Origin of the sequence: Bacillus cereus group sp. MYBK139-1, from assembly GCF_051916915.1 — a bacterium.
Taxonomy (GTDB): Bacteria; Bacillota; Bacilli; order Bacillales; family Bacillaceae_G; genus Bacillus_A; species Bacillus_A pacificus.
Map to the genome: position 1 here is coordinate 125,351 of NZ_JBQAHO010000005.1, position 26,086 is coordinate 151,436.

Sequence of the window (26,086 nt, forward strand, 5' to 3'; positions counted from 1 at the left end):
CTGGGGGTGATTAAATCGTAGCAAATGTAAGATTTGGTGTAAACGCTTTATTGGACTCGAAAAGACTTTCTCAATATGAAGTGGCTCTAATACGGATTACACATGAAAATAAAATATTGATTAGGGGGGAAAAGGCTTCTTGTAATTAAATTTGAGAAAAAATTGTATGAAGTCAATTTGTAATAGCGTAGCGAGATGAGAAAATATCATGTAAAATAATAGTAAAAATATGTAAAGGAGCGAGTGGTGTGGATGTCTTTTTGAACATTGCTGAAGAAAAAATTCGACAAGCAATACGGAATGGAGACCTTGATCATATTCCAGGAAAAGGAAAACCACTACAATTAGAAGACCTTTCAATGGTACCTCCAGAACTTAGAATGAGTTATAAAATTTTAAAAAATGCGGGTATGATTCCACCAGAAATGGAACTACAAAAAGATATATTAAAAATAGAAGACTTAATTGCGTGCTGTTATGATGAAGCAGAGAGAAAAGAATTACAAGAAGAGTTAACAGCAAAAATGCTTCGTTTTCAGCAGGTAATGGAAAAGAGAAAGATTAAAGATAGTTCAGCTTTTCGTATGTATCAAGATAAAGTATTTCGTAAATTACGCTAAGAGAGATAAGATGAATACATTTGAAACGATAGAAGAATTAGCGACATATATTGAAGAACAACAATTAGTACTTCTGTTTATTAAAACAGAAAATTGTGGTGTTTGTGATGTTATGTTAAGGAAAGTAAATTACGTATTAGAGAATTATGATTACGTAGAGAAAATAGAGATATTGCTACAAGACATGCAAGAGATTGCGGGGCGATATGCTGTATTTACAGGTCCAACAGTTTTATTATTTTATAATGGAAAAGAAATTCTTCGTGAATCACGCTTCATTTCGCTTGAAAATCTAGAGAGAACCATTCAATTATTCGAGGAATAAGGGAGGCTTTTATATGGAATTTATTATTTTCATACTATTATTTGTTGTAGTTGGAACAATCTTAACAGCAGTTCGATCAAACAAAAAGAAGGTAAATCTTACAAAACAAAATAACATTCATAACTCATCTAACAACTCATCACCATTATTTTTCTTTGCGGGATCTGATAATGATAGCTCGCATGGAGGTTCACATGATTGTGGAGGATCTTTCGGTGGAGATAGCGGAGGCAGCGGTGATTGATGAGAATACGCCCTATAAGGGGCGTATTTCTTTTTAAACAAACGTTTGATTAGTTGGTTTACATATGCATAAAAACAGTTAAACAAATGTTTGTTTAACTGTTTTTAATATACTAAGGGGAATGGAAATGGAACCGAAAGTGAAAAATAAGGGGAAAGTAATGTTATTTTTATTAGCTGCGGGAGGCGTATTTCTTGTTAAATTAGGATGTGAACTACCCACCACTTAGTATCTCTTACGAGCTTACCCCAAAGTGGGGGCTTCTCGGTTTATCGCTACTTTTGATAGCTAACGAATTTGTCCCAGGACAGCCGAGCTAACTCCCTTGTTCCAAAGGTTATTTTGTTACTATTTATGCCAACGCTAGTAAGCGTATGGCTTCTTTTTTGATATTGATAGCTGCGTTATAATCACGGCCGATTGTGAGTCCACACGAACACGCATACATGCGTTCACATAATGGCATTTCTTTTTTATTTCTACAACGACTACACATCTTTGTAGAAGGAAACCATTTATCTATTTTTACAAGCTGTTTTCCTTGTTCTTGTAGCTTATATGCTAAAAATGTCGTGAACATCCTCCAACCGTTGTCCGCTACACTTTTACCAAAGCGAAGTGCTCGTGACATACCTTTCATATGTAAGTCTTCGATTGCTACAACGTCAAAACTCGTAGCTAATTCTTTAGACTTGTGATGAAGGAAATTTTTACGTTGATTGGCGACCTTTTCATGTAATTTCGCTACACGAATGCGTTGTTTATTCCAGCGCTCTGAACCTTTCATACGTCGTGCTAATACCCGTTGTGCTTTTGCTAATTTGTCTAACATCTGACGATAAAAGCGAGGATAATTGGCTTTCTCATCATCGCTACTCACGTACAATTCAGCCATTGCGAAGTCTAATCCAACTACATGTTCTACTTCTTTTGGAGTGATTTCTTTTTCATATTCGGTCAAAATAGACACGTAATACTTACCAGTTGGTGTCATCGAAATCGTACATGATTTGATGATATGATTTGGTGGGATCTCTCTATGTTGCTTCAGTTTCACCATTTTCAATTTTGGTAATTTGATATAACCATGAAATGACATAATATTTCCGTTTACTCGATTCGTTGTATAGGATTTTCTACTCTTTTTATTTTTGAATGTAGGAAACTCACTTTGACCACAAAAAAAATTCTTATACGCAGTTTGCAAGTTTAATTGAGCGTTGGCCAATGCCAATGAATCAACTTCTTTCAACCATTCATACTCTACTTTGTATTTCGCAGGAGTAGGGAATTTTTGTTTCTTTAGTTCTTCCTTGTTCTCTTTGTATGTTTCATATAGTTCTTTCCGCTCAGCCAGCATTTTATTATACACAAAGCGTACACATCCGAACGTTTTACGTATGAGATGCGCTTGTTCTTCTGTTGGATACAGGCGAAATTTGTACGCCTTATTATGCTTTGCCATATCCATTCACCTCATTTTTCGCTTTATTTCCCATAAGCTATGACGGTGATCATACAATCTGAACACTACAAGATTATTATCTACTTTCATTATTATACCAAACTTTACTTTCTATAAGACTGATTATATCAGAGGTGAAATAAGTAGGAAAATCAAATGTTTGGCTACGCCGAACCGAAATGCATCTTCCACCTATCGCTAGACTATCGTCTTTCACATGCTAGGGGAAGGAGGCTTTTTTTGGATAATACATTAAATTAGGAACAATACACATGATTCGAACGTGGTTTGAAAGTACGTTTTCTTAAATAAGGAGTATAGCCTCTTGCGATAGAGGTTTTTTATTTGTTATTATTAGACTGAACGGTCGGTTTAAAGAGGTGTGAATATGAGAAGAAGTGCAGAAGAGATAAAGAAAGAAATTGCATATAAAGCAGAAAGTTTGTTTTCACAGCAGGGCTATGCAGCTACATCTATGGAAGAGATTTGTGAAATTACAGAGCGAAGTAAAGGAAGCATTTATTATCACTTTAAAAGTAAAGAAGAATTATTTTTATTTGTAGTAAAACAGCATACGTATGATTGGCTTGAAAAATGGAATGAAAAAGAGAAGTCGTATAGTACGAATACTGAAAAATTATATGGTCTCGCGGAATATCATGTAGAGGACATACAGCAACCAATTTCAAATGCAATAGAGGAATTCTCTATGAGCCAAGTTGTAAGTAAAGAGATTTTGGATGAACTATTAGCTTTAACTAGAGAATCGTATGTTATGTTTGAGAAACTAATTGAAGCAGGCATACAGTCTGGAGAGTTTCGTGAAGATAATACGCGCGATCTTATGTATATTGTGAATGGGTTATTGTCAGGGCTTGGAGTACTTTACTACGAGTTAGATTATAAAGAGCTGAAACGTATTTATAAAAAGGCAATAGATGTATTGTTAAAAGGAATGGCAGCTGAATAATAAGTCAGTTGCTTTTCTATAAAAAAAATTAGACCGAACGGTCGGTTTATGAAAGGGGAATGAAAATGAACGCTTTATTTAAAAACCGAGCATTTATGCTCGTTATGGCGTCTGATATTTTACAACAATTTGCAATTTGGATTAGAAATATGGCTCTTTTGTATTTCATAATGGAGCGAACGAATAATGATCCGGTTTCTGTTTCGTTGTTATCAGTTATGGAATATGCACCTATTTTTATTTTCTCGTTTATCGGTGGTGCGCTAGCTGATCGCTGGAATCCGAAAAGAACAATGGTCGCTGGAGATGTATTAAGTGTCCTGTCTATTATAGGAATTGTCCTGTTGTTAAAACTGGATTATTGGCAGGCTATATTTTTTGCAACACTCATTTCTGCGATTGTAGGTCAGTTTTCTCAGCCATCATCTTCGCGTATATTTAAGCGCTATGTAAAAGAAGAACAGGTAGCAAATGCGATTGCATTTAACCAAACATTACAGTCATTATTTCTGATTTTTGGACCAGTGGTAGGATCGCTTGTGTATACACAACTTGGTTTAATTACGTCGCTATATAGTTTAATCATTTTATTTTTGTTATCTGCTATCGCCCTTTCATTCTTACCAAAATGGGTTGAAAAAGAGCAAGTGGCGAGAGAGTCATTAAAAAATGATATAAAAGAAGGGTGGAAATATGTTCTTCATACGAAAAATTTACGTATGATTACGATCACTTTCACCATTATAGGCTTAGCTGTTGGATTAACAACTCCATTAGAGGTATTCCTTGTAATAGAACGCCTTGGAATGGAAAAGGAAGCAGTTCAATATTTAGCTGCAGCTGATGGAATAGGTATGTTAATTGGTGGTATTGTTGCTGCGATTTTCGCTTCAAAAGTGAACCCGAAAAAGATGTTCGTATTCGGTATGGGCATATTAGCGATATCGTTTTTAGTAGAAGGGGTATCTACATCATTTTGGATTACTAGTTTCATGAGATTTGGAACAGGTATTTGTTTAGCCTGTGTTAATATCGTTGTCGGTACGCTTATGATTCAACTTGTACCAGAAAATATGATTGGAAGAGTAAATGGAACAATTTTACCACTGTTTATGGGGGCAATGTTAATCGGAACTTCACTAGCGGGAGGATTGAAGGAGATGACCTCATTAGTTACTGTATTTTGTATAGCGATGGCACTTATTTTATTTGCGATAGGGCCAGTTCTACGCATGCAAATAAATAAAGAAGATGTCGCCAATAAAGAGGAACTAACAAATTCATTAGCCTCGAAATAACCATTGTAAGGGAGCAGAATAGCTCCCTTTTCTTGTGACAGTCTTTTGACAATGAAATGTACCGACTATATACTAATGTTGTAAAAACGATTTTACATGTTAGGAGAAAAGATGTGAAAAATCAAATTTATGAATTACGCACTGAGAATAATATTTCACAAGGTGCATTAGCTGATAAGTGTAAAGTTTCAAGACAGACGATAAATGCAATTGAGAATAATAAATATGATCCAAGCTTAGCATTAGCTTTTCGTTTAGCGGAAGTATTAGGAACAACTGTTGATAAACTATTTTTGTACAAGCAGTAGGGGGAGTAGTTGTTGGGGGAAGAGAAAATAAGCTTTTTCGTTACGGTATTAGTAGCTATAAGTACGTTAGTGTTCGCACTTTATTATTGGTTAACTGAACTTCAAGTAAACTGGTATGCACTATTCATTTGTAGCATCGCTTTACATTATCTATTTAAAAGTTTGGCATCACATAGTGTTGAAGGGGATACTGAGGAGAAAGAGGATTTAGAAAAACATGTATTAAAAACAAGTGCCAATGTTACATATTATGTACTCGTTGTATTAATTTTTGGCTTGTTTTTCGCATCGGTAGGGTTTAATAGATGGATTGATTTTCATAACATACCGCTTTTGTTTGCGTTATGCGCTGCGATCGTTGTAAAGCCAGCTGTTGAGTTTTTAATTGTAAGACGTTATCGATAAAAAAGATCCTCTTCTTGCATGAAGAGGATCTTTTTCTTATAGCGTTTTAGTTTTCGGATTAGGTGGTGTAACAGATGTATTATTTTCAGGGACCTTAGTTAATAAAAATCCACCGATAATAAACAATACAATAATACTAAGGACACCAGCGTTTGTTTTTCCTGTTAATTGCGTTGTAACACCGACTAATACTGGACCCATAATCGCGGCAAACTTGCCAAATATATTATAAAATCCGAAGAATTCATTCGCAGATTCTTTAGGTACTAGTTTTGCAAAATAGGAACGACTAAGTGCTTGAATACCACCTTGAGAAGTGGCAACTAACATTGCTAAAATCCAGAAATCGAGTGTCGTTTTTAAGAAATAAGCATATGTGCAGATAATGATATAAATAATAATACCGACATATAGCATTTTTTTACCTGTAAATGTTTCTGATAATTTTCCGTATAATAAAGCGAATGGACAAGCAACAATTTGTGTGACAAATAAGATGATTAATAGATTCGTTGCACTAATACCGAGGTCTGTTCCGTAAGCGGTGGACATAGTAATAATTGTATCGACCCCATCAATATAGAAAAAGTAAGCGATTAAGAACATAAAGACTGTTTTATATTCTTTAATATTTTTAAAAGTATCAGCAAGGCGTTTGAAGCTCATTGTAATTGGTCTTGGGTGACGTTCAATATAGTGCGTTTGTTCTACGTTTTTTAGCATTGGAATTGTGAATAATCCCCACCAAAGAGCTGTGATCGCAAATGAAATTTGACTAGCAATGCCAACTGATAAAGGGATAGTTCCTTTTTGAGCAAGAATGATAAGAGCGATACAACCGATAAATGGAATAGTACTCCCAATATAGCCTAAAGCGAAACCTCTCGTAGAAATTCGATCCATTCTATCTTCAGAAGTGACATCTACTAAAAATGCATCATAAAAAATGTTTGCTCCAGCAAAACCGACTAATGCGAGCATATAGCATCCTAGTAATAAGTACCACTGAGATGTTGGGACGACTGCTAGCATACTTGTAAAGACGATACCAAGTCCAAAGAAGAATGTGAAAAATCGTTTTTTAAATCCTTTATAATCAGCAACTGTGCCGAGAATAGGAGCAAGTATAGAAATTAAAAGTGTTGCGAACGAGTTTGCATATCCCCAATATGCTGTTGAAGTTGCACCAGATAACCCGGCTTCCTTTGCAGCTGCTTTAAAGTAAATTGGGAATAATGCGGTTGTAATGACGAGCGAATATACGGAGTTCGCCCAATCGTATAATATCCAGCTTTTTTCTTGTCTGGACATTTTTTTCATATAATGTTCCCCCTCAAATTTGTTCTACTAACAGTGTACAAAAATAAAAATTATAAAAAGAGAAACAATGATGAATTTTACATAACTTTTACATATATACACAGTTCTTTACAATTGGAGTAAATCCTCTACAATTGATCCGTCTGTTTCACCTAAGTGTAAACCGAGTAGTCTAGCGATAGTTGGGCCTTCATCAATAAGTCTCATATACGGTATGGTAATGCCGCTTTGTACCCCTTTCCCGGCAGCTATAAAAATTGTTTCATAGTTAGGTTTTGTCGGAGAGTATCCATGCGTACCAAATGTATACTTTTTACTAGGCGTAACATCTTTTTCAGTAATTTCTTTTATAAAATCTCCTGTATAGTTTTCAGTGAAATAATACCCTTCTCGTGCTTCCAACATAAATAAACAATTGCCATCTGCACCGCATTCCTTCGCATCCTCATCATGAAGTATAAATTCAATTCCGTTTTGTTTATTTTGAAGTAGTTCTTCAAGGAGTAGTTGTACTTCTCGAATCGTATCTGTATCGTTTTTGTCTTTCACATATACATAGGCGGACCCATCGCAACTTTGGCAATAAGCATTCCAGTCTACTAATTTTCCTTTTGAATTTATAGAGATAAGCCCTTTTTGATGAAATAGTACATTTAATTGAATAGCTTTGTTTTCACTTAAAGCGCTATGATCACCAAGAGCGATAATGGTGCTCTCTTCGTATAGTCTACTGTCTTTTAAAGCTTGAATAATTTTCCCTAGTCGCTCATCATGTCTATGAATTGCCGCTATTGTTTCTTTTGATTCAAAGCCGTGATAGTGTCTTTGGGTGTCTAAATCGGTGAAATGTACAAACATGACATTAGGCTTTTTCGTCTGGATTGTATGCACAGCAGAAGCAAGTACGAAATCATCGAGTTCAGGTTGTGACAATCCATTTCGTATATGGCCGAAACGACGATTTAAATCTAATTGGTATAGCGGACTACCGCTAAATAATGAAACTAAAACTTGATTTTGCCACGGTCTATTTGGAAAGATTTCTGGTAAATTGTAATCAATATTTGCTCTGCCGGTAACAGGCCATAGAAGGGCAGCTGTCGTTAAATTTGCTTTATGTGCTTCATCATATAATGTTGTTCCTTGTATTGATTTTCGGTACCAATGCCAATCGGGTGATTCACGTCCAGGTTGAAGTAACGTATTGCTAACAACACCATGTTTATTAGGGTAATTACCAGTTACGATTGTTGAGTGACTTGGATAGGTTACAGAAGGATAGATGGGCTCTACTTTTTCGACAACCGTACCCTTTTTGATTAGAGATTGGAAGTGAGGTAATTTTTGTAGTATAGGAAAATCTAAAGCTGATAAACAGTCGAATGATAAAATGATGACACGATTCGTTAATGCTTTATCCATAAAGTAATCCTCCTAATTATATGAAACCTATTACTATATATTACTATTAATATCTAGTGATAAAAATATGTTTTTAAATAAAATTTATTATTTATTTTCAGAAAAGTTAAACATATAATTAAGTATAAGGGAATGAATGAAAGGAGGGAATACTGTGGATCTGCTAGATGGATTTGGTATTTTTTACATCATTGGCGGAGTTACGATTATTCTTGTATTTGCTATTTCGTATTTACTAAAGAAACGGTTTCCAGACAAGCAGTTCGATATTATATTTGCACTTAGTTTAATACTTCTTTGCTTAGCGTCCTTTCCCGTTACAATGATGGTTATTGGTGGATGGGAAGGAATGGGATATGGATTTATTGGTTTCTTCGTCCTACTTGGTACACTTATCGGTATGATTGCACATCAACTTGTGAAAATTACGAGAAAAAGCTACGTATAAAACTGTAAAAAATGAAAAGAATATATAAAAAATAAGAAAATTCACTCTTGTTTTAGGGTGAAATTTATATTATGATATTCAACAAATTTACTTCGTTATAACGATGAAAAAGGACTAGTACATGTTCAACCTTTTTAGCAGAGAGAGAATCCGTCAGGCTGAAAGATTCTTAAAAAGGCGATATGGAACCTACCTTTGCGTTCTGCATATGCAGCGGGAATTTCCCGTTATCAAAAAGAGAGCATGCACAATTTTTGTGCATGAATCAGGGTGGTAACGCCGGCAAAGCTCGGTCCCTATTTAGGGGCGCGGGCTTTTTTGTATTTTCTAGAAGGAGGAAGACTGACTATGGCAAAAGAACAAGTACAAGCGATTACGAAGATGGAAGAGGACTTTGCACAGTGGTACACAGATATTGTAAAAAAAGCAGAACTTGTTGATTATTCAAGTGTAAAAGGATGTATGATTCTACGCCCGTACGGCTATGCCTTATGGGAAAATATGCAGAAAGTGATGGATGAGAAGTTAAAAGCAACTGGTCATGAAAATGTGTATATGCCAATGTTTATCCCAGAGAGCTTATTACAAAAAGAGAAGGATCATGTAGAAGGATTTGCTCCTGAAGTAGCATGGGTGACACATGGTGGGGATGAAAAGTTAGCAGAAAGACTTTGTATACGCCCTACATCCGAAACTTTATTCTGTGAGCATTTTTCAAAAATTGTGCAATCCTATAATGATTTGCCAAAGTTATATAATCAGTGGTGTTCAGTAGTTCGTTGGGAAAAGACAACGAGGCCATTTCTTCGTACAACGGAATTCTTATGGCAAGAGGGTCATACAATTCATGAAACAGCAGAAGAATCTCAAGCTGAAACATTAAATATTTTAAATCTATATGCTTCTTTCTGTGAAGACTACTTAGCGATACCAGTAATTAAAGGACAAAAAACAGAAAAAGAAAAATTTGCGGGCGCAAAGGCGACTTATACGATTGAAAGCCTAATGCATGATGGGAAAGCACTTCAAACAGGAACATCCCATAACTTTGGAACGAATTTCTCTGAAGCATTTGATATTAAGTTTTTAGATCGTAACGGTAAGTGGCAATATGTACACCAAACATCTTGGGGCGTATCAACAAGAATGATAGGTGGACTGATTATGGTTCATAGTGATAATAATGGGCTTGTAATGCCTCCTAAAGTCGCACCAGTGCAAGTTGTTATTGTACCGATTGCTCAGCATAAAGAAGGCGTTTTAGCGAAAGCAACAGAGTTACAAGAACATATTCAAAAGGTTGCACGAGTAAAAATAGATGCTAGCAATAAAACACCTGGTTGGAAATTTAATGAGTATGAAATGAAGGGAATTCCAATTCGATTAGAAGTTGGTCCGAAAGATATTGAAAAGAATCAAGTTGTACTTGTAAGAAGAGATACGAAAGAAAAAGAGTTTATAGCAATGGATCAATTAGAAGAACGCATTCCAGCACTACTTGAGGAAATTCATCATTCTTTATTTAATAAGGCAAAAGTATTTCGCAATGAGAATACGTATAGTGTGACGAGTTTTGAAGAGATGAAAAAAGTAGCTGATGAAAAGCAAGGATTTATTAAGGCAATGTGGTGCGGAGAATTAGCTTGTGAAGAGAAACTAAAAGAAGAAGTTGGAGTATCTTCACGCTGTATGCCTTTTGAGCAAGAACATTTAGCTGACGAATGTATTTGTTGCGGTAAAGAAGCTAAACAAATGGTGTATTGGGGAAAAGCGTATTAATACTTTTTCTGATAGGTGATAAAAAGGACTTTGGGCTGCATAATAAAATGCAATCCAAAGTCCTTTTTAGTTTTACAATTTGTTTCATGTATTTTTAAGATGGAAGGATACGTTTTTATTTTGCTTTTTTACGGCGAATGAATAGTAACATACCAATTAGGAATGTTGAAAGTCCCATTAAAATAGATGCAGGATAATGCGTTGCAGTATTAGGTAATTTATCACCTTGTTTTTTCACGTTATCTTTTACGTTACCACCTTTGGAACCATTTCCGCCTTGAGAACTGCTATCGCCTTTAACACGATTGCCGTCAGAGCCGTTACCACCAGAGCCGTTACCACCAGAACCGTTACCGCCAGAACCGTTACCGCCAGAACCGTTACCACCAGAACCGTTACCACCAGAACCGTTACCGCCAGAACCGCTACCACCAGAGCCGTTACCGCCAGAACCACTGCCACCAGAGCCGTTGTCACCAGAACCGCTACCATCAGAACCACTGCCACCAGAGCCGTTGCCACCAGAACCACTGCCGCCAGAACCACTGCCACCAGAGCCGTTGCCACCAGAACCGCTACCATCAGAACCACTGCCACCAGAGCCGTTGCCACCAGAACCGCTACCATCAGAACCACTGCCACCAGAACCACTGCCACCAGAGTCGTTGCCACCAGAACCACTGCCGCCAGAACCGTTGCCACCAGAGCCGTTGCCACCAGAACCGTTGCCGCCAGAGCCATTGCCACCAGAGTCGTTGCCACCAGAACCACTGCCGCCAGAACCGTTGCCACCAGAGCCGTTGCCACCAGAACCGTTGCCGCCAGAGCCATTGCCACCAGAGCCACTGCCATCAGAACCGTTGCCGCCAGAGCCATTGCCGCCAGAATCATTGCCACCAGAACCACTATCGTCCTGAGAACCACCGTTTCCTGGTGGTTTATTATTATCTTTGGAGTTACCTTCTGCGAAATGATCGTTATTTTGTACAATCGCATTTGTTACTGGAGAGAAGTTTTCTGTTGCTGCATTACCGATATTTAAACCACTAAAAAAAGATAAAGAGAGTGTTGATGCTAAAATGAAGATTTTCGTCATTGTTTTCCTCCTAAGAAATTAATATTCCATCTAAAATACATCCCTTTGTAATATTTCATAGGAAAAAGAGTTTTATGCAAAAAAAACTATATATAGAAAAAGGTGGTGTATTTATGAAGAGAGAAAAGGGTTAGTGTAAATTCTTTATAATAGTAGATTGGGGGAACTTTACACTCATTACAGTAGAGGAAGTGACAGCGGATGAAAGAATATATTGCATTTGATATTGGTGGTACGCAAATTAAATATGGGATTGTTTCAGAAACAGGGACGGTATTAAAGCATAAAACAGTTTTAACAGAAATTCATTTGGGTGGGGAACAAATCATTCAAAAACTTATTCTTCTATCCAAACAATTAATGAATGAACATACGATTTCGGGAATTGGCATTAGTACTGCGGGAATTGTTAATATTCATAAAGGGATTGTAACGGGAGGGGTGGAGCATATTCGGAACTACGCGACTATTCCTATTATTGATAGATTGCAAGAAGTATTACAAGTTCCTGTGTCCGTTGAAAATGATGTGAATTGTGCAGCGTTTGGAGAAAAGTGGAATGGTAGTGGAAGAGAGAAAGGAAACTTTATTATGCTCACCCTTGGAACTGGCATTGGAGGAGCAATTTTTATAGATGGAGAGTTATATAGAGGGCATTCGTTTAGTGCTGGTGAGTGGGGAAATATGTTAATAGAAGGAAAAGCGTTTGAAGAGGTGGCTTCCATTTCGGGGTTAATTCGTCTTGTGCGAAATTATAAAGGAGAAGGTAGTTGGAATGGGAAAACGATTTTCGAACTGTATGATAAAGGAGATAGGGAAGTTACGCAAGTAGTTGAGGTGTTCTTTAAACATTTAGCGATTGGAATTAGTAATCTTGCTTATATTTTTAATCCAGAAACAATTATTATTGGTGGAGGAATTACCGCTAGAGGAAATGAGTTTTTAAAAGAAGTAAAAGAAGAGGTCAGTAAATACTTAAATAAAGAGATTTATAGTAATTGTGAGATTGAACTTGCGCAAAACGGTAATTGTGCAGGAATGGTTGGTGCGATTTACCACTTCTTACATCATCATAAGTAAATTATATGAATGTTTTCATATAACTGAGAATTTATCCTTTTTATCACTAGGTAAATAATGCTACAATATAAGGGAAGAATACAATATTTTCCGATTTGGAAAATGCTTTGTAGAAAGGGAGAAACTGCATGCCTATTATTTTAGAAAAAGGTCAAAAGATCGATTTAACGAAAGGACAACCAAAAGTAGCAAAACTACAGGTTGGCTTAGGCTGGGATCCAATTGGGCAATCAGGTGGATTTCTGTCTTCATTATTTGGAAGTAAACCAAATGTAGATTGTGATGCATCTGTTGTTATGTTAGAAGGGGATCGTTTTTTAAATAAAAACGATTTAGTTTACTTCGGAAACAAGCTTTCTACTTGTGGTAGTATTATTCATTCAGGAGATAATTTAACAGGCGAAGGCGCTGGTGATGACGAAACAGTTTTCGTAGAATTACATAAAGTTCCGAGCCGTATTAATCGTTTAGTATTCGTTGTAAATATTTATGACTGTGTAAATCGTCGTCAAGATTTCGGGATGATTCGTAATGCATATATTCGTATTCAAAACCCGCAAACAGGCGAAGAATTAGCACGCTATAATTTATCGGATAATTATGCTGGCAAAACGACTCTAATTGCAGGTGAAATGTATCGCTACGGAAGTGAATGGAAGTTTTCAGCTGTTGGAGAAGGCACGCAAGATAAAAACTTAAGTGAGATTGTATCACGTTATCAATAATATAAACTGAGGAGGAATTGTATATGGCGTCAATTTCATTGAAAAAAGGACAAAAGGTAGACTTAACAAAAACGAATCCAGGTCTTTCAAAAGTTCTTGTAGGACTTGGTTGGGATACAAATCGTTATGATGGACAAGCTGATTTTGATTTAGATGTTAGTATCTTTTTAGTAGGTGCTAACGGTAAAGTTTCAGGAGCAGAGGATTTTGTCTTCTATAATAACCCAAAAGGTGCGAATGGTGCTGTAGAGCATTTAGGAGATAACAGAACAGGCGAAGGTGAAGGTGATGACGAATCAATCAAAGTAGATTTGAAAAACGTACCTGCACATATTGAACGTATTTGCTTCACAATCACAATTTACGATGGAGAAGGACGCAGCCAAAACTTTGGACAAGTTTCTAACTCTTTCGTACGTATTCTAGATGAAGAAAAGAATGCAGAATTAATTCGTTACGATTTAGGAGAAGATTTCTCTATTGAAACAGCGGTAGTAGTAGGTGAACTATACCGTCATGCAGGTGAATGGAAGTTCAATGCAATCGGAAGTGGATTCCAAGGTGGATTAGCGTCTCTATGTAATAATTTCGGTTTAGATGTAGAGTAATAGATTGATATATCCGTCGGTAAAACAGATGTTTACTGATGGATATATTTTTTAAGATAAAAATATAGAGGTGAACATAAATGGCTATTCAGTTACAAAAAGGACAGAAGATTGATTTAGGTAAGACAAGCCCTGGTTTAACAAAGGCGGTAATTGGTCTTGGGTGGGATATTAAGTCTTATGATGGTGGAGCTGATTTCGATTTAGATGCATCTGCCTTTTTATTAGATGTGAACGGAAAATGTACGAAGGAAACTGATTTTATCTTCTATAACAATTTACAGTCTCCTTGTGGATCTGTTCTACATACAGGAGATAATCGTACAGGTGAAGGTGAAGGCGACGATGAGCAACTTGTTGTAGATTTGAAGAAAGTTCCAGCAGATGTGCACAAAATTGCTATTACAGTTACGATTTATGATGCGGAAGGCCGTAGTCAAAACTTTGGACAAGTAGGAAATGCTTTCGTTCGTTTAGCAAACGAAGAAACGAATGAAGAAGTTCTTCGCTTCGATTTAGGGGAAGATTTCTCTATCGAAACAGCAGTTGTCTTTTGTGAATTATACCGTCATAATGGACAGTGGAAGTTTAATGCAGTAGGAAGTGGATTCCAAGGTGGTTTAGGTGCGCTTGTAAGAGCGTATGGCTTGGATGCATAGAAAGGAAACGATATTCGTTTCCTTTTTTTGACCTTTCTATAAATCTAGCAAAGAATAGGGGATATAGGTAAGATGAGTATTTTGCAAGGAATCCTTGATACGTATGCTCAGTTTTTCGACTTGGACATGTGGATTAAAGTGTTGCAGGATCCAGTATCTTGGGGATTAATTGGTACACTTGTTGTACTTGAGGGGTTATTATCTGCTGATAACGCACTTGTGTTAGCAGTAATGGTAAAACACCTTCCGGAAGAAAAACGTAAAAAAGCATTATTCTATGGACTTATTGGAGCTTATGTATTCCGATTTATTGCAATTGGAATTGGAATGTTCTTAATTAAATTAGCATGGGTAAAAGTGTTAGGTGCACTTTACTTAGCGTGGCTTTCAGTTAAATACTTCATTGATAAAAGAAAAGGTAATGCAGAAGAAGAGGAAGCTCATGGTATGAACCAAAACAGTATTCTCTTCAGAATGTTTGGTGTCTTCTGGGGAACAGTTGCGATGGTTGAATTAATGGATATCGCATTCTCTGTAGATAGCGTACTTGCTGCATTTGGTGTATCCAATGAAGTTTGGATTCTATTATTAGGTGGAATGCTCGGTATTTTAATGATGCGCGGTATCGCTGGTGTATTCTTAAAATTGTTAGAGCGTATTGCAGAACTTGAAACGACAGCATATATTTTAATTTTAATTATTGCAGCAAAAATGTTACTGTCTGTTATTCATATTGAAGTAAGTCATACATTGTTCTTCATTATTTTAGTTGTAGCATTTGGAGCAACATTTATACTTCACTACATGAAGAATTCTGGACAAGCTAAAGAAGAAGTTGCAGCTACTAAGGAAGACAATAAATAATTGAAATGGGTTTGCTCGTTTTACGAGCGCCCATTTTTTATAACCAAAAATAGTTTATAATAGAAGGAAGACTTAGAAAAAAGTAAATGTTTTTGGAGGTGAACTGTTGTGTTTTCACGTTTTACACTTCAACCATATGCATTAAAAGATGAATCAGATTTAAAGCAATTTGAAACACTTTTAGAAAAACGCCCACAATATGAGCTGACAGAGAATGAGATGAAATTTAGTTATATAGCATGTCGAATCCTTGGCGTTCCAAACGATGTAGATGAATATTTTAATGAACTGTTTGATTATAGTGAAGCGAAAGGAATTGAAGTTTTACACGAACAAAATTTAAATAAAGTGATTGATTCAGAAAAGCTTCGTCACATTCAAGAAGTGTTCGGATTACATCAAGAAGCACCAAATGGTCTAACAGTAAATAGGCTAGTGGCACACTTATCTGGGAAACAACTTTTACCGAAAGTAGACAATCCTGATTTACAGCATTATATACATACAACATTTATTTCTGTATTGAAATTATATGAGAAACAACATAATCAATCTCTAAAGACAGAAGGCTTCCGTCGTTTCTTAATCGACATGATTAAATTAAGCGAAAATTACGTAGCGAAGTGGTTCTCTACGATTAACTATAAGAAACAAATGCCGCGTATTGTTTGGTACGGTGATGCACAGGAAAGCCGTATATATTTCTTATACTTTCTTATTATGCTCGGCTGCGATGTACTTTATTATCACCCAGAAGGAAAAGATGGATTTGAGAATGTTGATGAGGAAGGAAGAAGTTTTATTGTGTCTCATCCAAGTCGTATTTCTCTTGAGCCATTTCCAGATCGCCGCCGCGAGCGTGTTGCAACAGTGGCATATCAAGCTTCAAAAGAAATTGAACAAGTACTTCACCACGATAATTCACTATTATACAAGCCGTGGCAATTCCGTTCATATACACCTGTAGCACGTACATTAAAAACAACATACGATGAACTATTTTTAATTACGAAAGAAAAGGCGTTTGTACGCCCGACATTCTTTGTTGAAAATAAACACATTTATATTCCATCCCTATTTGCGAAAATATCAGGTGTTTCAAAGAATGATAAAGAGTATTTTCAGCGATTAAAGGCTGTTACATCATTTGATAACAGTTTATTAATTAATACATTTCCGTTTACGAAAGAACAAAAAGCAAATTTCCAATACCATTATCGAGATGCATTAGACCGCGGGGGAAAATTGCATCCAGATTTAATTATGAACAGTCATTGGTGGCCGCACAAACGATTGCCGGAAGGATTACAACATGGTATTGCAGAAGCGATTATCCATACGTGTGAAAGTGAAATGTGTAAACCAATTGCAAAAGAGACGAAACAAGATGTAGCGCTATATGTTTTCGCGCAACTTTCTCAAATACCACCGAATATTTTAGAACAGCTTGAGAAATTTGATTATTCACAAGATGTACCGAAAATTGTTATATTTAATAATGAGAAGAGTGGAGAGTTAACTCGTTCTGATGCTGTTTTATTACTATTTTTAAATCAAATTGGAGTAGATGTATTCCATTTCAATCCAACGGGAAGAAACGATATTGAACCGTATATTGAAGCGGGGGCATTTGATTCACATTGGCTTGAAGAGGTTAATTTCGATCTTGAGTTTCATGGTTCATCAGCCTATAAAAATTTATCACAAACAATAAAAGGACTATTTCGTCCATTTTTATAAGGAAAGGGAGAATACCATATGAATAACCCAGTCGTACTAGATTCGAAAACAGAATTAAATGAGCAAACAGCACAAGATGTTCGCTTGCAACTTAGACAAGATGCGGATGTACAACGTATTTATAATGCGGTAGATATTAAAGATCAATTAGAATTAATTGAACTTGGAAAAGAACCTTCTATGGAAATTTCACGTTTTGCTGATCAAATTTTACATACGATGTCATTATCAAAGATAGAAGATTCTGGTGAATTATTAAAACAGCTTGGTAAAATTATGGACCGATTCGATAGCAAAGACTTTGCGGAAGAGAAAAGTGGTTTCTTCTCACGTATGTTCAAAAAAGCGGATAAAATGATTGAACAAATCTTTAGCAAGTATCAAACGATGGGCCGTGAAATTGATAAAGTGTATGTGGAAATTACGAAGTATCAAGATGAAATGAAAAAATCAATTGGTACGTTAGATGGTTTATATGAGCAAAACTTAAAATATTATTTAGACTTAGAAAAATACGTAGTAGCAGGAGAAATGTTATTAGAGCGTTTAAATACAGAGTTAGTTCCCATGTATGAAGAGCGTGTACGTAATAACGATCAATTAGCAGGTATTGAATTAGAGTCGCTTAAAAACTCTGTTGAAATTTTAGAACAGCGTATTGATGATTTAGAAAAAGCGCGTATGGTTGCGTTACTTACAGCACCACAAATTCGAATGATACAACGTGGTAATAATAAGTTAATTGGTAAAATCAATACGGCATTTATTACGACGATTCCTATCTTTAAAAATGGTATCATTCAAGCGGTAAATGCGAAGCGTCAAAAGCTTGTTGCAGATTCTATGGCTGAACTGGATCGCCGTACAAATGAATTACTTAAGAAAAATGCACAAAATATCGCAACGCAAAGTGTGGAAGTAGCGAGATTATCCGGTTCTTCTAGTATTAAGATGGAAACACTTGAGGAAACTTGGAACATTATTTCAAGAGGTATGCAAGAAACACAACAAATTGAAGAGCAAAACAAACGTGAGCGTGAAGAAAGTCGCAAACGTATGGCTACATTAACTGAGAACATTAAAAAAGAATTACAAGGATAAAGTGAAACTTTAATCAGTGGGGTTTTGTTCATTCCCGCTGATTATTAGCCTTCACCGATCGGATGTTTACTGCCCGGTGAATAGAGGGATAAATGAAAAGGCAATGAGGAATAGTTCTCATTGCCTTTTAGTTTTTCTTCGCTAATTTAATGATTTCATTTACAACAAGCGGAATGATACTTAATAAGAGAACAAATCCCCAATCTCGCAGCGTTAATGCATGCACACCGAATATATTTGCAAGGGGCGGAATGGAGATGATACAAACTTGCATAAGAACACCGATAAGAAGGGAGAAGACTAAATATTTATTTGTAAAAATCCCAATTGAAAAAATTGATTTCGTTCTTGAACGCAAGTTAAATGAATGAACGAGCTGAGAAAAACTAAGAACGACAAATGCCATCGTTTGAGCGTGTAATAGAGCATCCTCATCAATTCGCTCTGGGAAAAGAGGGAATAAATTTGTATCTCCAGTATAGAACTTTGCTCCGGCGATAAAGGCTATTAGCGTTAAAAGTCCAATGACAACTCCATTGAAAATAAGGAAAGGAACGCTACCGCTAAATAAGCTTTCTTTCGCATGTCGTGGTTTTTCCTTCATCACATCAGGATCTTCAGGATCAACCCCAAGTGATAATGCGGGCAGCGTATCTGTAATTAAATTTACCCACAAAATGTGAATAGGTCGTAGTGGTGTTGCCCAGCCGAGTAAAATGGCTAAAAATAAAGTGATAATTTCTCCGAAGTTACAAGAGAGTAGGAAGAGGATTGATTTTTTTATGTTACGATAAATGTTTCTACCTTCCTCAACAGCTTTCACGATAGATGAGAAATTATCATCTGTTAATACGACATCCGCTGCCCCTTTTGCAACGTCTGTTCCTGTAATGCCCATCGCTACGCCAACATCTGCTTGTTTTAAAGATGGAGCGTCATTGACGCCATCACCAGTCATAGAAACGATATTGCCTTTTGCACGTAATGCTTTTACGATCTTTACTTTATGTTCTGGAGAGACTCTAGCGAATACATGTAAGTGATCAATTTTGCTTGCTAGTTCTGTATCTGAAATGTTATCTAATTCAGTTCCAATCATAATTTCACATATGTCTTCAGCAATACCAAGTTCTTTGGCAATGGCGAAGGCAGTATCTTTATGGTCACCAGTAATCATAACTGTGCGAATACCGGCTTTTTTACATTCTGTAATGGAATCTTTTACTTCAGTTCGCGGTGGATCAATCATACCGACAAGACCAATAAAGATGAGGTTTTCTTCAAGATGATTTATATCGACATCGCTTGAATTGTATTGTTTAAATGCGAATGAAAGTACTCTTAAAGCTTCTTGAGACATTGCCCCGGCAGCTTTTAATATTTGATTTTTATCAGTATCTGTTAGAACCTCGATTTTACCGTTTTTCAATATGTGGGTACATCGAGGTAAGAGTTTATCGATAGCACCTTTCGTCATGCTATAGTAGCTTTCATCGAATGTATGTACAGTTGACATCATTTTACGATCTGAATCGAAAGGTAGCTCATTAACACGTTCATGTATTTTTTCTAAATGATCTTTTTGCATGTTAAAAGTGCTTCCGGCAACGAGAAGAGCAATTTCAGTCGGGTCTCCTGTTTGTGACTCATTGTTGTAAGACGCATCGTTACATAGCACCATGTTTTCTAACAATAGACGTTGCACATCATTATTTACATTTAAATTTTCTAATTGATCGTATGTGTTATCACTATAAAAGTGAGTAACGGTCATTTTATTTTGTGTTAACGTACCTGTTTTATCTGAACAAATAATTGTGACAGAACCGAGAGCTTCGACAGCTGGTAGTTTCCGAATGATAACATTTTGTTTAATCATACGCTGCACACCAATTGCAAGAACGATGGAAACGATAGCTGGCAAACCTTCTGGAATAGCTGCAACGGCTAAACTAATAGCAGTCATAAACATTTCTAGTGTATCTCGTCCTTGTAAAAAGCCGATGAGAAACATCACGATACAAATAGCTACAGCAACAAAGCCTAAATACTTTCCGACTTGTGCTAAGCTTTTTTGAAGTGGTGTCATATCATCGTCTGCTTCATGTAACAGGGTAGCAATCTTACCAATTTGTGAGTTCATTCCAGTTTCAACAGCAACACCGACGCCTCTTCCGTATGTTACAAGGGTAGACATAAAGGCCATGTTTTTTTGATCACCGAGTGGTACTTGTTCATCACTTTGCATGAAAGGGTGGTAGATTGCATCTTTATCAACAGGGACAGATTCACCAGTTAGAGCAGATTCTTCAACTTTTAAATTTGCGGTTTCGATAAGGCGTAAATCGCATGGGATATATCTTCCAGCGTCGAGCATAACGATATCACCTGGAACGACGTGCTCAGATGGAATTTCTTTTAGTTCACCATCTCGCTTGACGATAGCTTTAGGTGTCGCCATCTTTTTCAATGCCTCTAAAGCTTGTTCTGCTTTCGATTCTTGGACGACACCGATAACAGCATTTAAAACTACAACGAGTGCAATAATACTTGCATCAGCCCATTCACCTACAAAGGCTGAAATAAGAGCAGCAATAATAAGGACATATACGAGGACGTCATTAATTTGGGCGAAAATACGTTGCCATAAAGTGCGTTTTTGTTTTGTAGCTAATTCATTAAAACCATATTGCTTTAAACGTTCATTTACGATTTCATCTGTTAAACCGTGTTGTTCATTTGTTTCTAAGTCGATTAATGTTTGATTTTTCGTCTTACTGTACCAATTGCTCATAAGTAAGCACCTCCAGTAAAAACAGTTAGCAATGGTAGTGTTGCTATTATTTGTGAGTAGTATGTATGGAGAAAAAATCTAAGGTGAGGTTCTGCTTCTATTGTACAATATTTTACAGTTGGTTGAGAGAAAGAGAAGAGTTGTCATGAATTTGTTGGAAATAAAAAAGAGCCTCATAAGGAGGCTTTTTACTTTTTAATTAATGTACCTAATTCTTCTGTAATAGCTTGCATTTCACTAATACTGAATGTTTCACGTTTCATAACATGCTCATAAATGTCACGTAAGTCTTCGTACATTTCTTCATTAAAGCTAGCAGCTCTCATCGCTCCAGCATTAACCATACGTAATTTTTCTTTAATAGCTTCGACCATATATTCAACGTTTTCTTCTGACTTTACGGATAAATCCACCGAAGTGTCCCCCTTTAAAATAACATAAGGTTATCTTAACATTTTTTATCATTTTCGTTAATGAATCTTTTCAATCCTATTAAATTAGTAGGGATTTCCTTTATATTTAATAATTGGTTGTTTATACTATAAGTATATATAAAGAAATGCACCAAGAAGGGAAGAAACAAAATATGGTTCAAGTATTGTTTGTTTGTCTTGGGAACATTTGCCGTTCTCCGATGGCAGAAGCGATTTTTCGAGATCTTGTCGTAAAAGAGGGACTCGAAGAGAAAATTGTCATTGATTCTGCAGGAACTGGAGATTGGCATGTTGGCCATCCGCCACATAAAGGAACACAAAAAATTTTAAAAGAAAATGCAGTCACTTTTGAAGGAATTAAAGCAAGGCAAGTAGAAAAAGAAGACTTAACAAAGTTTGATTATATTATTGCCATGGACAACAAGAATATAGCAGATTTAAAAAGTTTAGGTAAAACTGGAGGCTATATTGGTAGGCTGTCCGATTTTGTTCCAGACGGTGGCTGGACAGACGTTCCCGACCCTTACTATACAGGGAATTTCCAAGAAGTATATGACCTTGTAACAGAAGGGTGTGCAAAGCTATTAGCTTTCATTCGAAATGAACAAGGAATATGAGGAAGCTTAGAAAGAAATACTTTCTAACATATGAAATGAAAGGGTGAAGGAATATGGCAAAGAAAAATAACATTGCTCGAAACATTGCGATTGGTGTAGCTGCAGGTGTAGCTGTATCTATGTTGAAGAAAGAAAACCGTGAAAAAGTAAAAAATACTGCAGAAAAAGCAAAAACTAAAATGATTGAAATTGGTGAAAATGCAAAGATCAAAGAAAAAGTACAAACTGTTACAGATAAAGGGCGCGAACTTGCTGATTTAAATGTAGTGAAAGCGAAAGTTGCAGAAATTAAAAAATTGACGCCATCTGTTGTAGAGACGTTAAAAGAAACGAAAGAAATTTTTAGTAAGAAAAAAGTTGAGCCAGCAGAGAAGCCAGAAACGATTGAAATTCAAGCTGTATCTCCAAAAGTAGATGAACTGAAAGCAGAAGAAGAGCCAGTAGTTGCTGAAGATGGCGGTATGAAAGAAGCGCGTGAACTATTTATGAAAGACTCTAATGTAGAGGAAAAAAAAACTGAAGCGTACATTGAGTTGAAGCAAGATAAAGAAGAGAAGAAAAGCGTTTAAACATATATGAGAAAAATTTTAGAAAAGGTGAGAAGAAATCGTACTTATTCGTTTGGTAAAGATTTGTATGACCGGACGATGCGCGATGATGTAGCGGGCTTGGCAGCACAGCTCGCTTATTTCTTCTTGCTTGCGATTTTTCCTGGGCTTGTTTTCTTAATTACGCTTCTTGGATTCATTGACCTTCAAACAGAAAGTGTGCTCAACTTATTAGAACCGTACGTACCCGAAGATGCAATGTCTTTAATTGAAGTAAACGTTGATAAAGTTGTAAATGAGCAAAATGGTGGTTTATTATCATTTGGTTTATTATCAATGCTATGGTTTGCTTCAAATGGTGTAAATGCGGTGATGAATGCTTTTAACCGTGCGTATGATGTAACGGAAACACGTTCTTTTATTAAAACGAGGGCGTTATCAATTGTATTTACATTAGCGATTATTTTTATGATTGTGTTTGCACTAATTGTTCCAGTGTTTGGACAAGTCATTGGGGCAGCTGTATTTAAAGCAATTGGTTTATCGGATAGTTTTTCTTACGTGTGGAGTATTACACGTTTAGTAGCGAGTTTCTTCGTGTTATTTGCATTGTTTAGTTTTTTATATACATTTGCACCAGATCGAAAATTAAAAAGAAGAGAAGTCATTTCAGGAGCAACATTTGCTACTGTAGGATGGATTGTGGTATCGTACTCATTTGCTTATTATGTAGATAAGTTTGCGAATTACGCCAATACATATGGTGGTCTCGGTGGTATTATTATTTTAATGTTATGGTTTTACTTGACTGGGTGGGTAATTTTACTTGGCGGTGAAATTAATGGTTTACTCCATCATTATAGGACGGGTGACAATAATTCCCGTAATGAAAAGTGAGCTCTTGTTCCATAATAATAGGGAACAGGGGGGATATTTCATGAGTAATAATAAAAAGAATCACAACAATAAAAATAACAATAAACAAAAGAGTAGTTCGCATCCAAAGCATAAAACGAGTGGTAGTGCGAACGGGCATAATAGCTACCATTAGAAAAAAATGGGTCCTCTATGAGGGACCCGTTTTTATTTATTTCCTTTTAATAATCGTAAGCCATTCAGAATAACAAGAATCGTACTTCCTTCATGCCCGATAACACCGAATGGAAGAGCTAAAAATTGTAAGAAGTTTGAACAAATGAGCATTGTAATTACAGCTAGTGAAAAGATTACGTTTTGCTTTACAATACGGTTCATTCGTTTTGATAAGCGGATTGCTTGTGAAAGTCGAGATAACTCGTTCTTCATAAGTACAACGTCTGCAGTTTCTAAAGCTACGTCTGTTCCTTCTCCCATCGCTACACCGATGCTAGCAGTAGCGAGTGCAGGGGCATCATTTATACCATCTCCGACCATTGCTACTGTCCCGTATTTTTCTTTTAGCTTTTTAATCGTTTCAACCTTTGTTTCTGGTAAGCATGATGCGTAATACTCCTTTATGTTACTTTCAGAGGCAATAGCCTTTGCTGTTTCTTCATTATCTCCAGTAATCATAATGGCCTCGACACCGATGCTTTGTAATTCGCGAATAGCAGCTATTGTCTCTTGGCGAAGAGTATCTTTTAAAGCGATAAGTCCAAGGATGCCATCCTCATCACTAATATAAACGACAGTTTTACCTTCTTTTTCAAGTGAGGCAGAAATACCGTTATGAAATGTCTTTGTTTCTTCACCGATAAAATCAGCTTTACCTATTTTATAAGCTTTGTTTTCGAATATTCCTTTTAGCCCAAAACCAGTTACATCTTCGACGTTTTCTGGTTTTTTTAATGTAATGTCATACGCATGTTTTGCATATTTCACAATAGATTCAGCTAAAGGGTGTGTAGAGTGACTTTCAATTGCTGCTGTAATAGAAAGTACTTCTTTTTCTGTCATATTTTCTCGAACATATACATCTGTTACAGTAGGTTTTCCTTCTGTTAATGTTCCTGTTTTATCAAAGGCAATTGCTTTTACTGAAGCGAGACGTTCTAAATGTATGCCACCTTTAAAGAGAATTCCGTTTCTTGCGCCGTTAGAAATAGCAGATAACGTTGCTGGTGTAATGGCAGCAACGAGTGCACAAGGAGATGCGACTACAAGTAAAATCATAGCGCGATAAAACGTTTCATTCCAGCTCCAATCCAGTAAGAAATGAGGGACGAACATCATAAGCGCAACAACGAGTAGTACACCTTTTACATATGTTCCTTCAAACTTTTCGATGAATAGTTGTGATGGTGATTTTTCACTCTGTGCACTTTGAACGAGACGGATAATCTTTTGGAATAATGTTTGATCGCTCGGCTTCGTAATTGTAACTTCGATAGCACCGCGTAAATTTACAGTACCAGCAAATACTTCATCACCATATTTTTTTTCATTTGGAATAGGTTCACCAGTAATCGCTGCCTCATCGATATTTGTTTCACCGCTATGAATCGTACCGTCAGCAGGAACGCGCTCACCTGGTTTAATTAGAATAATGTCGTTAATTTGTAATCGTCCAACAGGAACACGTTCTTCAGTTCCGTTTGAAATACGTAATGCTTCTTCAGGTTGTAGATCAAGAAGCGCTGAAATTTCTTTTTGACTTTTACTTAATGTATAAGATTCCATCGCACCGCTTAGTGCGAAGATAAAGATTAAAATCGCGCCTTCTGCCCAATAGCCAATGATTGCAGCGCCGATAGCAGCAAAGAGCATAAGCATTTCGACATTTAGCTCTTTCTCCTCAATTGTATCTTCAATACCTTCTTTTGCTTTTGCATATCCACCAACTATATAAGCAAGGATATAGCAAGTAATGCCTACATTCATTACATCGTTCTTTGTGAATAACCAACCAGCTAAAATGAAAATACCAGATGCGATTGCAAATATAAGTTCATAATGTTTCTTTAATGTATCCCATAAAGAGGGATGAGAAATAGACTTTTGTACTTGTAATGTTTTTACTTCTGAGTTCATTACTACTCGCTCCTTCCAAATTCTTATTGAGAAAAATAATCAAAATCGAAACCCCTATAAAACGACGAAAGCTGCCATCCGTAATGGATAGCAGCATTTCTGTTGAAACTGATTTTAATAGTTATTATGTTATAATTATTCTATAGTATAGCATATGTTTTCGTTAGATGATATGTTTTTGTTTGTTTAGAAACTGAAAACTTGTGT

General features: G+C 36.3%; 26 protein-coding genes, 1 pseudogene and 1 other annotated feature. Of the genes and pseudogenes, 20 read left to right on the forward strand and 7 right to left on the reverse strand.

Annotated features, from left to right (window positions below):
- Nucleotides 1–248: 248 nt before the first annotated feature.
- The 4 genes and pseudogenes from ACTFRS_RS23260 to ACTFRS_RS23275 form a co-directional block, all read left to right on the forward strand.
- A complete protein-coding gene (locus tag ACTFRS_RS23260; RefSeq protein WP_242295042.1) occupies nucleotides 249–620 on the forward strand; it encodes a DnaJ family domain-containing protein in 372 nt (123 codons plus the stop codon).
- A gap of 10 nt (nucleotides 621–630) precedes the next feature.
- Complete coding sequence (locus ACTFRS_RS23265) at nucleotides 631–945, forward strand: thioredoxin family protein (RefSeq protein ID WP_100633954.1); 315 nt, start codon at nucleotides 631–633, stop codon at nucleotides 943–945.
- Nucleotides 946–958: 13 nt separating this feature from the next.
- Nucleotides 959–1,189 (forward strand): hypothetical protein, encoded by a 231-nt coding sequence (locus ACTFRS_RS23270; RefSeq protein WP_431085133.1) that lies wholly within the window; start codon nucleotides 959–961, stop codon nucleotides 1,187–1,189.
- 121 nt (nucleotides 1,190–1,310) lie between these two features.
- Nucleotides 1,311–1,406 (forward strand): annotated as a pseudogene (locus ACTFRS_RS23275) (histidine kinase); the annotation flags it as partial.
- Between the two features lie 135 nt (nucleotides 1,407–1,541).
- Here ACTFRS_RS23275 and ACTFRS_RS23280 read toward each other — a convergent pair.
- The gene (locus ACTFRS_RS23280) at nucleotides 1,542–2,654 is read right to left on the reverse strand and encodes an RNA-guided endonuclease TnpB family protein (protein ID WP_440025168.1); all 1,113 of its coding nucleotides are present in this window, start codon (nucleotides 2,652–2,654) and stop codon (nucleotides 1,542–1,544) included.
- A 388-nt stretch (nucleotides 2,655–3,042) separates the two neighbouring features.
- Here ACTFRS_RS23280 and ACTFRS_RS23285 point away from each other — a divergent pair, with 388 nt between their 5' ends.
- The 4 genes from ACTFRS_RS23285 (at nucleotide 3,043) to ACTFRS_RS23300 (ending at nucleotide 5,635) form a co-directional block, all read left to right on the forward strand.
- Nucleotides 3,043–3,624, forward strand: a complete 582-nt coding sequence (locus ACTFRS_RS23285; protein WP_431085134.1) for a TetR/AcrR family transcriptional regulator — start codon at nucleotides 3,043–3,045, stop codon at nucleotides 3,622–3,624.
- Nucleotides 3,625–3,689: 65 nt separating this feature from the next.
- Nucleotides 3,690–4,922, forward strand: a complete 1,233-nt coding sequence (locus ACTFRS_RS23290) for an MFS transporter (protein WP_242294558.1) — start codon at nucleotides 3,690–3,692, stop codon at nucleotides 4,920–4,922.
- A 56-nt stretch (nucleotides 4,923–4,978) separates the two neighbouring features.
- Nucleotides 4,979–5,230, forward strand: a complete 252-nt coding sequence (locus ACTFRS_RS23295; RefSeq protein WP_001974760.1) for a helix-turn-helix transcriptional regulator — start codon at nucleotides 4,979–4,981, stop codon at nucleotides 5,228–5,230.
- Between the two features lie 12 nt (nucleotides 5,231–5,242).
- Entirely contained in the window at nucleotides 5,243–5,635 is a 393-nt protein-coding gene (locus ACTFRS_RS23300; protein ID WP_139869489.1) for a hypothetical protein, read from the forward strand.
- 36 nt (nucleotides 5,636–5,671) lie between these two features.
- On the opposite strand, the gene ACTFRS_RS23305 is transcribed toward ACTFRS_RS23300, so the two are convergent.
- Nucleotides 5,672–6,955, reverse strand: coding sequence for an MFS transporter (locus tag ACTFRS_RS23305; protein ID WP_001974766.1), 1,284 nt, complete (start codon nucleotides 6,953–6,955; stop codon nucleotides 5,672–5,674).
- A 108-nt stretch (nucleotides 6,956–7,063) separates the two neighbouring features.
- A complete protein-coding gene (locus ACTFRS_RS23310) occupies nucleotides 7,064–8,377 on the reverse strand; it encodes an ectonucleotide pyrophosphatase/phosphodiesterase (RefSeq protein ID WP_431085135.1) in 1,314 nt (437 codons plus the stop codon).
- Nucleotides 8,378–8,531: 154 nt separating this feature from the next.
- On the opposite strand from ACTFRS_RS23310, the gene ACTFRS_RS23315 reads away from it, so the two are divergent.
- Together ACTFRS_RS23315 and proS are read left to right on the forward strand one after the other, a co-directional pair.
- Entirely contained in the window at nucleotides 8,532–8,825 is a 294-nt protein-coding gene (locus tag ACTFRS_RS23315) for a YesK-like family protein (RefSeq protein ID WP_242294555.1), read from the forward strand.
- A gap of 94 nt (nucleotides 8,826–8,919) precedes the next feature.
- Nucleotides 8,920–9,126, forward strand: a binding site (T-box leader).
- Between the two features lie 47 nt (nucleotides 9,127–9,173).
- Nucleotides 9,174–10,604 carry a proline--tRNA ligase gene (proS, locus tag ACTFRS_RS23320; protein ID WP_139869491.1) on the forward strand — a complete coding sequence of 477 codons (1,431 nt, stop codon included), beginning with the start codon at nucleotides 9,174–9,176 and terminating at the stop codon, nucleotides 10,602–10,604.
- A 115-nt stretch (nucleotides 10,605–10,719) separates the two neighbouring features.
- Here the strand turns inward: proS and ACTFRS_RS23325 are convergent, their stop codons facing one another.
- Complete coding sequence (locus tag ACTFRS_RS23325) at nucleotides 10,720–11,700, reverse strand: LPXTG cell wall anchor domain-containing protein (RefSeq protein ID WP_440025165.1); 981 nt, start codon at nucleotides 11,698–11,700, stop codon at nucleotides 10,720–10,722.
- A 201-nt stretch (nucleotides 11,701–11,901) separates the two neighbouring features.
- On the opposite strand from ACTFRS_RS23325, the gene ACTFRS_RS23330 reads away from it, so the two are divergent.
- The 7 genes from ACTFRS_RS23330 (at nucleotide 11,902) to ACTFRS_RS23360 (ending at nucleotide 18,477) form a co-directional block, all read left to right on the forward strand.
- The gene (locus ACTFRS_RS23330) at nucleotides 11,902–12,780 is read left to right on the forward strand and encodes an ROK family protein (protein WP_139869493.1); all 879 of its coding nucleotides are present in this window, start codon (nucleotides 11,902–11,904) and stop codon (nucleotides 12,778–12,780) included.
- 128 nt (nucleotides 12,781–12,908) lie between these two features.
- Nucleotides 12,909–13,505: a TerD family protein gene (locus tag ACTFRS_RS23335; RefSeq protein WP_001121591.1), complete on the forward strand. Its 597-nt coding sequence runs from the start codon at nucleotides 12,909–12,911 to the stop codon at nucleotides 13,503–13,505.
- A gap of 23 nt (nucleotides 13,506–13,528) precedes the next feature.
- Nucleotides 13,529–14,113 (forward strand): TerD family protein, encoded by a 585-nt coding sequence (locus ACTFRS_RS23340; protein ID WP_000146723.1) that lies wholly within the window; start codon nucleotides 13,529–13,531, stop codon nucleotides 14,111–14,113.
- An 80-nt stretch (nucleotides 14,114–14,193) separates the two neighbouring features.
- Complete coding sequence (locus ACTFRS_RS23345; RefSeq protein ID WP_001007531.1) at nucleotides 14,194–14,772, forward strand: TerD family protein; 579 nt, start codon at nucleotides 14,194–14,196, stop codon at nucleotides 14,770–14,772.
- A 72-nt stretch (nucleotides 14,773–14,844) separates the two neighbouring features.
- Entirely contained in the window at nucleotides 14,845–15,636 is a 792-nt protein-coding gene (locus ACTFRS_RS23350) for a TerC family protein (protein WP_440025162.1), read from the forward strand.
- 108 nt (nucleotides 15,637–15,744) lie between these two features.
- Complete coding sequence (locus ACTFRS_RS23355) at nucleotides 15,745–17,376, forward strand: YceG family protein (RefSeq protein ID WP_014893340.1); 1,632 nt, start codon at nucleotides 15,745–15,747, stop codon at nucleotides 17,374–17,376.
- 18 nt (nucleotides 17,377–17,394) lie between these two features.
- Nucleotides 17,395–18,477 carry a toxic anion resistance protein gene (locus ACTFRS_RS23360; protein WP_001064413.1) on the forward strand — a complete coding sequence of 361 codons (1,083 nt, stop codon included), beginning with the start codon at nucleotides 17,395–17,397 and terminating at the stop codon, nucleotides 18,475–18,477.
- A gap of 127 nt (nucleotides 18,478–18,604) precedes the next feature.
- Here ACTFRS_RS23360 and ACTFRS_RS23365 read toward each other — a convergent pair whose 3' ends face one another.
- Entirely contained in the window at nucleotides 18,605–21,271 is a 2,667-nt protein-coding gene (locus tag ACTFRS_RS23365) for a cation-translocating P-type ATPase (RefSeq protein WP_440025160.1), read from the reverse strand.
- A gap of 188 nt (nucleotides 21,272–21,459) precedes the next feature.
- A complete protein-coding gene (locus ACTFRS_RS23370) occupies nucleotides 21,460–21,684 on the reverse strand; it encodes a DUF1128 domain-containing protein (RefSeq protein ID WP_000366197.1) in 225 nt (74 codons plus the stop codon).
- 173 nt (nucleotides 21,685–21,857) lie between these two features.
- On the opposite strand from ACTFRS_RS23370, the gene ACTFRS_RS23375 reads away from it, so the two are divergent.
- From ACTFRS_RS23375 to ACTFRS_RS23385, 3 genes are read left to right on the forward strand one after another with little or no spacing between them, the layout of a single operon-like run.
- Nucleotides 21,858–22,322 (forward strand): low molecular weight protein-tyrosine-phosphatase, encoded by a 465-nt coding sequence (locus tag ACTFRS_RS23375; RefSeq protein WP_000250910.1) that lies wholly within the window; start codon nucleotides 21,858–21,860, stop codon nucleotides 22,320–22,322.
- 53 nt (nucleotides 22,323–22,375) lie between these two features.
- A complete protein-coding gene (locus tag ACTFRS_RS23380; RefSeq protein WP_001085393.1) occupies nucleotides 22,376–22,891 on the forward strand; it encodes a DUF4075 domain-containing protein in 516 nt (171 codons plus the stop codon).
- A 6-nt stretch (nucleotides 22,892–22,897) separates the two neighbouring features.
- On the forward strand, nucleotides 22,898–23,767 hold the full coding sequence (locus tag ACTFRS_RS23385) for a YihY/virulence factor BrkB family protein (RefSeq protein WP_001226530.1): 870 nt from the start codon (nucleotides 22,898–22,900) through the stop codon (nucleotides 23,765–23,767).
- A gap of 186 nt (nucleotides 23,768–23,953) precedes the next feature.
- On the opposite strand, the gene ACTFRS_RS23390 is transcribed toward ACTFRS_RS23385, so the two are convergent.
- The gene (locus ACTFRS_RS23390; protein ID WP_139869496.1) at nucleotides 23,954–25,879 is read right to left on the reverse strand and encodes a heavy metal translocating P-type ATPase; all 1,926 of its coding nucleotides are present in this window, start codon (nucleotides 25,877–25,879) and stop codon (nucleotides 23,954–23,956) included.
- Nucleotides 25,880–26,086 lie beyond the last annotated feature (207 nt).

Bases quoted from the DNA above. Each gene is read 5' to 3' on its own strand.
- ACTFRS_RS23265 (WP_100633954.1), top strand. From the start codon at position 631: ATGAATACATTTGAAACGATAGAAGAATTAGCGACATATATTGAAGAA.
- ACTFRS_RS23270 (WP_431085133.1), top strand. From the start codon at position 959: ATGGAATTTATTATTTTCATACTATTATTTGTTGTAGTTGGAACAATC.
- ACTFRS_RS23280 (WP_440025168.1), bottom strand. From the start codon at position 2,654: ATGGCAAAGCATAATAAGGCGTACAAATTTCGCCTGTATCCAACAGAA.
- ACTFRS_RS23285 (WP_431085134.1), top strand. From the start codon at position 3,043: ATGAGAAGAAGTGCAGAAGAGATAAAGAAAGAAATTGCATATAAAGCA.
- ACTFRS_RS23290 (WP_242294558.1), top strand. From the start codon at position 3,690: ATGAACGCTTTATTTAAAAACCGAGCATTTATGCTCGTTATGGCGTCT.
- ACTFRS_RS23295 (WP_001974760.1), top strand. From the start codon at position 4,979: ATGTACCGACTATATACTAATGTTGTAAAAACGATTTTACATGTTAGG.
- ACTFRS_RS23305 (WP_001974766.1), bottom strand. From the start codon at position 6,955: ATGAAAAAAATGTCCAGACAAGAAAAAAGCTGGATATTATACGATTGG.
- ACTFRS_RS23310 (WP_431085135.1), bottom strand. From the start codon at position 8,377: ATGGATAAAGCATTAACGAATCGTGTCATCATTTTATCATTCGACTGT.
- proS (WP_139869491.1), top strand. From the start codon at position 9,174: ATGGCAAAAGAACAAGTACAAGCGATTACGAAGATGGAAGAGGACTTT.
- ACTFRS_RS23325 (WP_440025165.1), bottom strand. From the start codon at position 11,700: ATGACGAAAATCTTCATTTTAGCATCAACACTCTCTTTATCTTTTTTT.
- ACTFRS_RS23330 (WP_139869493.1), top strand. From the start codon at position 11,902: ATGAAAGAATATATTGCATTTGATATTGGTGGTACGCAAATTAAATAT.
- ACTFRS_RS23335 (WP_001121591.1), top strand. From the start codon at position 12,909: ATGCCTATTATTTTAGAAAAAGGTCAAAAGATCGATTTAACGAAAGGA.
- ACTFRS_RS23340 (WP_000146723.1), top strand. From the start codon at position 13,529: ATGGCGTCAATTTCATTGAAAAAAGGACAAAAGGTAGACTTAACAAAA.
- ACTFRS_RS23345 (WP_001007531.1), top strand. From the start codon at position 14,194: ATGGCTATTCAGTTACAAAAAGGACAGAAGATTGATTTAGGTAAGACA.
- ACTFRS_RS23350 (WP_440025162.1), top strand. From the start codon at position 14,845: ATGAGTATTTTGCAAGGAATCCTTGATACGTATGCTCAGTTTTTCGAC.
- ACTFRS_RS23360 (WP_001064413.1), top strand. From the start codon at position 17,395: ATGAATAACCCAGTCGTACTAGATTCGAAAACAGAATTAAATGAGCAA.
- ACTFRS_RS23365 (WP_440025160.1), bottom strand. From the start codon at position 21,271: ATGAGCAATTGGTACAGTAAGACGAAAAATCAAACATTAATCGACTTA.
- ACTFRS_RS23375 (WP_000250910.1), top strand. From the start codon at position 21,858: ATGGTTCAAGTATTGTTTGTTTGTCTTGGGAACATTTGCCGTTCTCCG.
- ACTFRS_RS23380 (WP_001085393.1), top strand. From the start codon at position 22,376: ATGGCAAAGAAAAATAACATTGCTCGAAACATTGCGATTGGTGTAGCT.
- ACTFRS_RS23385 (WP_001226530.1), top strand. From the start codon at position 22,898: ATGAGAAAAATTTTAGAAAAGGTGAGAAGAAATCGTACTTATTCGTTT.
- ACTFRS_RS23390 (WP_139869496.1), bottom strand. From the start codon at position 25,879: ATGAACTCAGAAGTAAAAACATTACAAGTACAAAAGTCTATTTCTCAT.